This is a genomic window from Parasynechococcus sp., assembly GCF_042954245.1.
Classification (GTDB): Bacteria; Cyanobacteriota; Cyanobacteriia; order PCC-6307; family Cyanobiaceae; genus Parasynechococcus.
In genome coordinates this window covers 1-9085 of the sequence record NZ_JBGKDP010000034.1, presented here as the reverse complement: position 1 = coordinate 9085, position 9085 = coordinate 1, and the positions used below count along the sequence as shown (strand labels likewise).

Genomic DNA, 9085 nt, shown 5'->3' with positions numbered 1-9085 from the left:
ACCACCAATGGCACCCGGGCTCTCGATCGTGTCCGCGAGGTTCCCCTGCTGTTGACAGCGGCGTTGCTGAACCGCGAAGCCGTGGCCCAGCGTTTGCTGGCGAAACAACCCAACCATATGGCGATTCTCGGCAGCGGTTGGGAGGGGGCCTATTCCCTAGAGGATTCCCTGGCTGCTGGCGCGTTGGGCCATCGGTTGCTAGAGTTGGATTCCACCGGGAGCAGCGCTGCCAACGACGAACTCACGGCAGCCGTTTCCCTCTGGCTTCAGTGGCAATCCGAACCAGAGGCTTGTCTTCGCACGGCGACCCATGGTCAGCGTTTGATTCGCCTGGGCGATCACGACGCGGATTTCCGCTGCTGTGCTGGCCTCGATCAGCTCAATGTCGTTCCGACACAGGTCGAGCCCGGGGTGCTTCGGGCGGCCTGACCCTCATTAAAATTCGCCCATCTGATCAGTGCACGTGAGCGACTTCCTGGCGGCTGCTGTCCAGTTGACGAGCGGTCAGGACCCGGAGCTCAACTTCAATTCGGCTGAAGAGCAGATCGATCTGGCTGCCCGCCGTGGTGCCGAGCTAATTGGTCTGCCGGAGAATTTCGCCTTCATGGGCGATGACAGCCGGCGCCTGGAGCTGGCCCCGACCCTGGCTGAGCAGAGCAGTCGCTTCCTGGTGACCATGGCGTGTCGTTACCAGGTAGCGCTTCTTGGCGGTGGCTTTCCTGTTCCGGTGGGTGATGGATCGCGAACCCTGAACCGCGCGGAGCTCGTCGACCGTGACGGCATGCTCCTGGGCCGTTACGACAAGATTCACCTCTTTGATGTCGACCTGCCGGACGGCAACACCTACCGCGAGTCGGCAACGGTGAACCCAGGTAAGGATTTGCCTCCGGTCGTTGAGATTCCCGATCTTTGTAAGGTGGGGCTGTCCATTTGCTACGATGTGCGGTTTCCTGAGCTTTATCGCCATCTCGTCGGTGCCGGCGCAGACCTGTTGATGATTCCTGCGGCATTCACAGCCTTCACCGGAAAAGATCACTGGCAGGTGCTTCTGCAGGCCAGGGCCATTGAGAACACGGCCTATGTGCTGGCTCCGGCGCAGACCGGTGTCCATCACGGTCGGCGGCAGAGCCATGGACATGCCCTGGTGATTGATCCCTGGGGGACGGTCCTCGCTGATGCGGGTGTCCAGGCGGGAGCTGCCATTGCTCCGGTCAACACCAATCACCTCGGTCATGTTCGGGGGCAGATGCCGAGCCTTCGGCACCGCCAACCTGCTCTGTTCTGAGCGCCATGGCGCCGTCCCGACGGCTGGCCTGGCTTCTCGCCGCGGCCCTGCAGTGCACTGCCTTCACCCAGGCGCTGCCCGCCCGAGCCGCCTTGGCCGCCTGGGCCTTCACCGAGGAAGGGGTTCTCAAGCTGCGCACCAGCCGGAACGCTCGATTGGAGGCGTTTTTTCAGGCCGCCAGTGATGGCCGCGGCACCAGGGTCTGGATTGATATTCCTGGTGAGCTGAGATTCCCGCGTCGCTTGGCTGGACGCAGTACCGTCCGTGAGATCCGGCTGGGCAAGCCCCGCGCGGGTGCCACCCGTCTGGTGGTGGAATTCCGCCCTGACGTGAATCTCAGCCCCAACGATCTGCGTCTGCGTGGAACCGCGCCGGATCGCTGGGAACTGGTGTTCACCGGACTGCCCACCCGCGGCTTGGATGATTTCGGTGAAGGCGATCTGACCGGTCGTGCCACGGCCTGGCTCCCACCAGGTGGATTCCGTCCCACCCGCACGCCGGTGGATCCTTCCGGGTTGCCCACGGTGGCTCGCAACCGTTATCGCATCGTGATCGACCCCGGTCATGGCGGCCCTGATCCGGGGGCCATCGGCATTGGCGGTCTGCGTGAGACCGACGTGGTTTTGGATGTGTCGCTGCAGGTGGCCGACCTGCTGCGGGTGAGGGGTGTTGACGTGCTCTTGACCCGCACCCGTGAAGTGGATGTAGACCTGCCGCCGCGGGTGTCCCTGGCGAATCGCAGCGGGGCCACTGCCTTCGTGAGCATCCATGCCAACGCCCTGAGCATGAACCGTCCGGATGTGAACGGGATCGAGACGTTCTTTTTCTCGGACCCCCGTTCTGGACGTCTGGCCTCCTACCTGCAGCAGCAGATGGTGGACGTGTCCCCCGGAACACCGAATCGCGGCGTCAGACGCGGTCGTTTCTTCGTGATCCGGCGCAGCACCATGCCTTCGGCTCTGGTGGAGATGGGATTTGTCACCGGGGCGATTGACGCGCCTCGTCTGGCCAAGGCTGACCATCGCCATCGTCTGGCCTTGGCCCTGGCGGCCGGCATCCTCAACTACCTGAAGCAGGAGGTGCGATGACGCCGCAATTGCTGGGGTTCTTTGACAGCGGCCTGGGTGGTCTGACGGTTCTGCATCGGGTGCTCGAACGACATGGATCGGTGCCCTGCGTCTACCTCGGTGACACGGCCCGGGTTCCCTATGGCAACCGTCAACCGGATGACATCCGGCGCATCGCCGCTGAAGTGGTGGGTTGGTTGCGCGGCCAAAAGGTGTCCACGGTGGTGATGGCCTGCAACACCACCAATGCCCTGGCAAGGGATGTGGCCGAGGGGCAGGCCGGGGTGCCGGTCATCGGCCTGATCGGCGCCGCCGCAGCGATGGTGGAAACTCGATGTGTTGGTGTGCTGGCCACACCAGCCACCGTGGCCTCTTCGGCCTACCGGGCCAGCATCGAAGCGCTTCACCCCGGGTCGGTGGTGATTGAGCAGGCCTGCCCTGCCTTTGTGCCCCTGATCGAAGCCGGCGAGATGAAAAGCAACGACCTGCGTCGTGCGGCTCAGGCCTATCTCGAGCCCTTGCTGGCGGCTTCAGTGGAGTCGATCGTGCTGGGTTGCACCCATTACCCGTTGCTGGTGCCCCTGTTGCGTCAGCTGCTGCCGGATTCGGTCCAGATCATTGACCCGGCCATCGGCGTGGCCCGTCAACTGGATGCCGTTTTGGGGCCACCGGCGCGAATCTCGCCGACTTCAAGGCCGTTTTCCTTGGAGAGCTGCCGCTTCTGCGTCACCGCGGACCCCGATGGCTTCGCGATGCGCGCCACCCCCTGGCTGGGCCAGCGGCCTGCCGTCAGCCTCCAGTTGCTGCACGCCTGAGCGTGGGACCACTAGGATCGCGGCGCCGAGGGGAGTCATGAGAACCGTTACCGAGCTACTCCAACCGGTAGAGACAGATCTTGAAACCCTGTTCGGAGACCTGCGCAGCCTGATCGGTGCAGGTCATCCCATCCTCCAGGCCGCTGCGGAACACCTGTTCAGTGCTGGCGGCAAGCGTTTACGACCGGGCATTGTTTTGCTGCTGTCGCGGGCCCTGTCCGCGCAGGGAGCGCTCTCGCCCCGCCACCGCCGCCTGGCTGAGATCACCGAAATGATCCACACGGCCTCGCTCGTTCACGACGATGTGGTGGATGAGGCCTCGACCCGGCGCGGGGTGGACACGGTCCATAGTCGTTTTGATGCCCGCGTTGCGGTCCTTGCCGGAGATTTCCTCTTCGCCCAGGCCAGCTGGCATCTCGCCAACCTCGATGACTTGGACGTGGTGAAGCTGCTCAGCCGCGTGATCATGGATCTGGCTGATGGGGAGGTGAAACAGGGCCTTTACCGCTTCGATACGGCGCAAACCTTTGAGACCTACCTCGAAAAGAGCTATTGCAAGACGGCATCTTTGATTGCCAACAGCTGCCGTGCCGCAGGCGTGCTCAGCGGTTGCTCGCCGTCTCAGCTCGACAGCCTCTATCAATTCGGTCGCCAGTTGGGCCTGGCCTTCCAGGTGGTTGACGACATCCTCGATTTCACCGGAAGCGACCAGCAGCTCGGCAAGCCTGCAGCCAGTGATCTCGCCAGCGGCTATCTCACCGCGCCCACCTTCTATGCCCTTGAGGAGCATCCATCGCTGCAGCCGTTGATCGATCGCCAGTTCTCCGAGCCCGGTGACCTGGACAAGGCACTGGAGATGGTGCGGGCATCCAAGGCGATTGAACGCACCCGTGAGCTGGCGGAAACCTTTGCCCGCGAATCCCGTGAATCGATCGCTTGGCTGCCGGAGTCTGCGGCGCAATGCGCCTTGATGGAACTGCCGGACTTTGTCCTCAGCCGCCTGTACTGAGCAGCAACCTCAACACAACAGCCAAGCTGTTGATTTCGCAGGGGTTGGCGTTGAAGTCGGGTTGGTCTGAGCCCTTGGGGCTCACCAGCCAGACCTGACAACCAGCACGATGGGCCGATTGGCTGCCGGCCTGGGAATCCTCTAGGGCCCAGCAGTTTTTTGGGTTGAGCCCCAAGCGTTGGGCAGCAAGCCGAAAGAGTGCGGGGTCGGGTTTGCCCGCGTCAAGCTCGGGATCGTCGCCGTAGACCCGTTCCTGGATCTGCTCGAGCCAGGGATGGGGTGCTGCTTTGAACGCAACGGCATCGCGGCGGCTGCTGGTGACCAGCGCCATGGGGATGCCCCCGTTGTGGCAATGCGCCACCAGCTCTTGTGCGGCAGGCATCGGGGTAACATCCGGAAGCAGGGCACGAACGATCGGCTGCTGCACCGTCAACAGGGCATCCGCGCCCACCGGCTCGGCCAGCCATACATCCACCTGGGCCGCACAGTCGAGCCGGCGACGGCCCTTCAGCTGCATTAACTGGACCTCGTTCAGCTGGGTGCCAAAGTGGGCTGCGGCTTTCCACCAGCCCCGGCGACGCAGCGGCTCGGTGTCGAGCAGAAGCCCATCCAGATCGAACAGGCAAGCGGCAGGTGGCAGTTTCATCCCGGAACGGCGATGCCCAGCTCAATCCTTTCGCATCGACTGCATCATCGTCCGACGGATTGATACGGGACCTGGATCAAGCGGGGTCCTTCTCCTTACCCTTCGAGGAGAAGCACTGCGCAGTCTGCTGTGACCGACGCCAACACCACCATCGAAAGCGTGCTGCAGGAGCAGCGGGTGTTCGAGCCGCCAGCAGACACCTCCGCTAAAGCTCGCATCGGCAGCCTCGAGGCCTACCGGGCCATGGCCGATGCCGCCAAAAAAGATCCTGATGCGTTCTGGGGTGAGGCCGCCCGCCGAGAACTTCATTGGTTCGAGCCTTTCCATACCGTGCTCGATTGGTCGAATCCTCCGTTCGCGCGCTGGTTTGAGGGCGGTACCACGAACCTCTCCTACAACTGCCTGGATCGTCATCTCGATGGGCCAACGGCGCAGAAAACAGCATTGATCTGGGAAGGAGAGCCGGGGGATGTGCGCCGGTTCACCTACCAAGAACTGCATGCCGAGGTGTGCAAAGCCGCCAATGGCCTCAAGGCCATTGGCATCGGCAAGGGTGACCTTGTGGCGCTCTACATGCCGATGGTGCCTGAGGCGGCAATCGCCATGCTCGCTTGCGCGCGCATTGGTGCTCCCCATTCGGTTGTGTTCGGTGGGTTTTCCGCAGAAGCTCTGAGGGACCGTCTCAACGATGGCGAAGTGAAAGCGGTGATCACCGCTGATGGCGGTTTCCGCAAGGATAAGCCGGTGTCTCTAAAGCCCGCAGTGGATGCGGCGCTGGCCAATGGCGCCTGCCCCTCGGTGACCGGCGTGCTTGTGGTGCAGCGCACCAAGCAGGACGTGGAGATGGTTTCCGGTCGTGATCAGTGGTGGCATGACCTGGTGGAGGGTCAGAGTGCCGACTGCCCTGCTCAGCAGATGGCCAGCGAGGACCGCCTGTTCGTTCTCTACACCTCCGGTTCCACCGGCAAACCCAAGGGCGTGGTTCACACCACCGCCGGTTACAACCTCTGGGCCCACCTCACCTTCCAGTGGATCTTCGACATCCGGGATGAGGATGTCTTCTGGTGTACCGCCGATGTGGGTTGGATCACCGGCCACAGTTACATCATCTACGGCCCTTTATCGAACGGTGCAACGACGGTGATGTACGAGGGTGCACCGCGCCCGTCCAAGCCCGGTGCCTTCTGGGAGTTGATTCAGAAGCACGGAATCACGATCTTCTACACGGCTCCCACCGCAATCCGGGCGTTCATGAAGAGCGGCCGCTCCGTTCCGGACCAGTTCGACATGAGCAGCCTCCGCTTGCTCGGCACCGTTGGCGAACCGATCAATCCGGAGGCCTGGATGTGGTATCGCGACGTGATTGGAGGCAACCGCTGCCCGATTGTCGATACCTGGTGGCAGACCGAAACCGGTGGGGTGATGATCAGCCCCCTGCCGGGTGCAACGCCCACCAAGCCCGGCTCCGCCACCTTGCCCCTGCCCGGCATTCAGGCCGACATCATTGATGCAGAAGGCAACAGCTGTGGTGCCGATGAAGGTGGGTACCTGGCGGTGTGTGCCCCCTGGCCTGGAATGATGCGCACCGTGCATGGCAATCCCCAACGCTTCCGCGAGAGCTATTGGGAGCACATCCGGCCTGCCGATGGTTCCTACCTCTATTTCGCGGGGGATGGTGCCCGGCGGGATACCGATGGCTACTTCTGGGTCATGGGTCGCGTCGATGACGTGATCAACGTCTCGGGCCACCGTCTCGGCACGATGGAAATTGAATCAGCGTTGGTGAGTCACCCGGCAGTGGCGGAGGCGGCCGTCGTGGGTCGGCCCGACGATTTCAAGGGTGAAGGCATCGTGGCCTTCGTCACTCTGGAGGCGGGCCGCGAGGGCGATGACGCCCTGGTGAAGGAGTTGCGGGCCCACGTGGGAACGGACATTGGTCTGATCGCCCGGCCGGATGAGATCCGTTGCAATGATGCCCTGCCCAAGACCCGCAGCGGCAAGATCATGCGCCGGATCCTACGGGCCCTGGCGGCGGGTCAGGAGGTGAGTGGCGACACCAGCACCCTTGAGGATCGCTCCGTTCTGGATCGCCTCAGGGCCTGATCGCCTTGCCGATGGTTCGGCTCAGCTGACGGATGACCGCCACTCGCTTGGGGTCATCCGCCCAGTCTCCGAGAAAGCTGAGCCGCAGCCCGGCACTGGCTGGCGTGAGGTGATCGCCGGGCAGTTCCAGGGTTGAGCTGGCGTCGGAAGGACGTTCTCGCAGGGCCTGGATCAGATCGCCGCTTTGATCCAGCTCATCGCGCCCGAATCGCACCACCAGGTTCCGCTCCTGTTGGTAGTGGCGGCTGATCAAGCGAAGCGTTTCGGCTGGACTTGGGCTGAACTCGGTTTCCACCCCGAGCCGGGGTGCCAGTTCGCCCAGCAGGGGAATCGAACGGTCGGCGTTGAAGTTGTTGAAGCTCAGGGCCACCAGGGCCCTGCTGCCCCGACCCCCATCGGGGGCCAGCAGGTGAAGCTTGCATCCCAGGCTGTGGCCAAGCCGCAGCGGAGCTGCAAGGGCCCCGCAGCGCTCCTCAAGTTGGCGACGCGCTGAGCGGAAGGCACTCCAGGCATCGCGGGCCTGGCGTTGATGATCGAACCCAGGCACATAGGCCCAGGCATGCACGGCCAACCCGTCCCCTGCCAGGTCTTTCAGTAGTCTACGGTAGCTGATCTGGGGTGTTGCCGCTAGATAGCTGCCGCCGATGAATTCGATCAATCCCGTGGGTTCGGCCGGCCGCAGCTGCCAGATCGCACCCAGCTGACGCCAGTTGGCCATGTTCAACCGCGCAGCTGATTCAGCACCTGTTGTGCTTCACGCACGTGGGCCGGGCCATCCAAGAGGTTGCTGAAGGTATGACGGATCACTCCCTCGCCGTCAACGATGTAGGTGACGCGACCGGGCAGTAGCCCAAGGGCTTTGGGCACACCCATCTCGCGGCGCAGGGTGTTGTTGCGATCACATAGTAGAGGAAACGTGAGATTGTGGCGGGTGGCGAAACGGCGGTGGCTGACGGCGTCATCACCGCTGATGCCCCAAACCTCTGCATCGAGGGCAGCAAAGCTCTCCGCGTTGTCGCGGAAGCTGCAGGCTTCAGCCGTGCAGCCGGGCGTGTCGTCCTTGGGATAGAAGAACAGCACGAGCCAGCGGCCCTGCACCGACGCGGGAGTGCGAAGGTTACTGTTCTGATCCTCCAGGCTGAACGAGGGGAGCCGGTCGCCGATCCCGAGGGCCATTCGATTGAAATGAAGAGGCTGAACCATAGGCAGCAGGCACCTTGCCCGGGGCGGGAGAATCAGGGGCGGGAGGAGTCACTGCGCCATGCCTGAACAGCTGAATTTGCTTGCGGGGTTTTCAAGGCCTCAGGCGGAGCCCCAAACAGCGGCAACGCCGTTGCCTTCTCCGCCAGCCGTTGAACCTGAGGCTAAGGCTGATCAGCCCGAGGATGCGCCAGGAGCCTCCCCGAACACCCTGCTGATTATCGACACCGAAACCTCCGGTTTGGACCCGCAGCAGGACCAATGCCTTGAGCTGGGCTGCATTTTGTTTGATGTGCCGAGTCGTGCGGTGCTGGCCCAGCAATCATTTCTTCTGCCGGTGGACTCCAACGCGGCAGAAGCGATTAACCGGATCCCCGCCGCCGTCACCCGCCGGCCCCAGCCCTGGCAGGAGGCGCTGGTGTGGTTTGAGCATCTGCTGGACGCTGCCGATCTGCTGGTGGCCCATAACGCGGTCTTCGATCGCCAGTGGTTTGGTCTTGGTGTTGTGCCGTCTACCGCAACACCGTGGCTCTGCACCATGGAAGACATCCGCTGGCCGGCGGAACGTCAGTTGCGTTCGCGGCCGTCGGTGCGGGACCTGGCCTTGGCCTATGGCGTCCCGGTCTGGGCGGTCCACCGCGCCCTCAGCGATTGCATCTACATCGCGGAGGTCTTCGCCCGCTGTGACGACCTTGAGCAGCTGTTGGAGCGGGGCCTGGAACCACGCCAGTTGATGCGTGCCCGGGTGTCGTTCGAAGAATGCCATCTGGCCAAAGCAGCGGGTTTCCGTTGGAACGATCCGATCAAGGGGGCCTGGACCCGTCGTTTGAGCGATCGGGAGGTAGCGGAACTTGACTTTCCTGTCGCCCCCGTTGAGCTCGAGGCCGATCGCCTCAGCGCCTGAGCCTGCACATTTGCTTCAGCACTCCGAAGTATCTGCGTGGTTTTGCAGAGAGCGCC

Annotated in this window: 10 protein-coding genes; 7 read left to right on the top strand and 3 right to left on the bottom strand. The window is 63.2% G+C overall.

Annotation, left to right across the window (positions count from 1 at the left end; translation table 11 throughout):
- The 5 genes from ACGVJ8_RS01245 to sds all read left to right on the top strand — a co-directional run.
- On the top strand, positions 1–429 hold a 429-nt coding region (locus tag ACGVJ8_RS01245), incomplete at its 5' end, for a 2-phosphosulfolactate phosphatase (protein ID WP_392345121.1).
- Positions 430–463: 34 nt separating this feature from the next.
- Positions 464–1285, top strand: a complete 822-nt coding sequence (locus ACGVJ8_RS01240) for a carbon-nitrogen hydrolase family protein (protein WP_392345120.1) — start codon at positions 464–466, stop codon at positions 1283–1285.
- 5 nt (positions 1286–1290) lie between these two features.
- Positions 1291–2373: an N-acetylmuramoyl-L-alanine amidase gene (locus ACGVJ8_RS01235; protein ID WP_392345119.1), complete on the top strand. Its 1083-nt coding sequence runs from the start codon at positions 1291–1293 to the stop codon at positions 2371–2373.
- On the top strand, positions 2370–3167 hold the full coding sequence (murI, locus tag ACGVJ8_RS01230; RefSeq protein ID WP_392345118.1) for a glutamate racemase: 798 nt from the start codon (positions 2370–2372) through the stop codon (positions 3165–3167). The genes ACGVJ8_RS01235 and murI overlap by 4 nt, the downstream gene beginning before the upstream one ends.
- A gap of 37 nt (positions 3168–3204) precedes the next feature.
- Positions 3205–4176, top strand: a complete 972-nt coding sequence (gene sds / locus ACGVJ8_RS01225; protein WP_392345117.1) for a solanesyl diphosphate synthase — start codon at positions 3205–3207, stop codon at positions 4174–4176.
- Here sds and ACGVJ8_RS01220 read toward each other — a convergent pair.
- Entirely contained in the window at positions 4160–4822 is a 663-nt protein-coding gene (locus ACGVJ8_RS01220; protein ID WP_392345116.1) for an HAD family hydrolase, read from the bottom strand. The genes sds and ACGVJ8_RS01220 overlap by 17 nt on opposite strands.
- 129 nt (positions 4823–4951) lie before the next feature.
- Between ACGVJ8_RS01220 and acs the strand changes: the two genes are divergently transcribed.
- Complete coding sequence (acs, locus tag ACGVJ8_RS01215) at positions 4952–6925, top strand: acetate--CoA ligase (protein ID WP_392345115.1); 1974 nt, start codon at positions 4952–4954, stop codon at positions 6923–6925.
- Here acs and ACGVJ8_RS01210 read toward each other — a convergent pair.
- Complete coding sequence (locus tag ACGVJ8_RS01210) at positions 6915–7643, bottom strand: DUF1350 family protein (protein ID WP_392345114.1); 729 nt, start codon at positions 7641–7643, stop codon at positions 6915–6917. The genes acs and ACGVJ8_RS01210 overlap by 11 nt on opposite strands.
- A 2-nt stretch (positions 7644–7645) precedes the next feature.
- Positions 7646–8101, bottom strand: coding sequence for a peroxiredoxin (locus ACGVJ8_RS01205; protein WP_392345113.1), 456 nt, complete (start codon positions 8099–8101; stop codon positions 7646–7648).
- A gap of 85 nt (positions 8102–8186) precedes the next feature.
- Between ACGVJ8_RS01205 and ACGVJ8_RS01200 the strand changes: the two genes are divergently transcribed.
- Positions 8187–9029 (top strand): 3'-5' exonuclease, encoded by an 843-nt coding sequence (locus ACGVJ8_RS01200; protein WP_392345112.1) that lies wholly within the window; start codon positions 8187–8189, stop codon positions 9027–9029.
- Positions 9030–9085 lie beyond the last annotated feature (56 nt).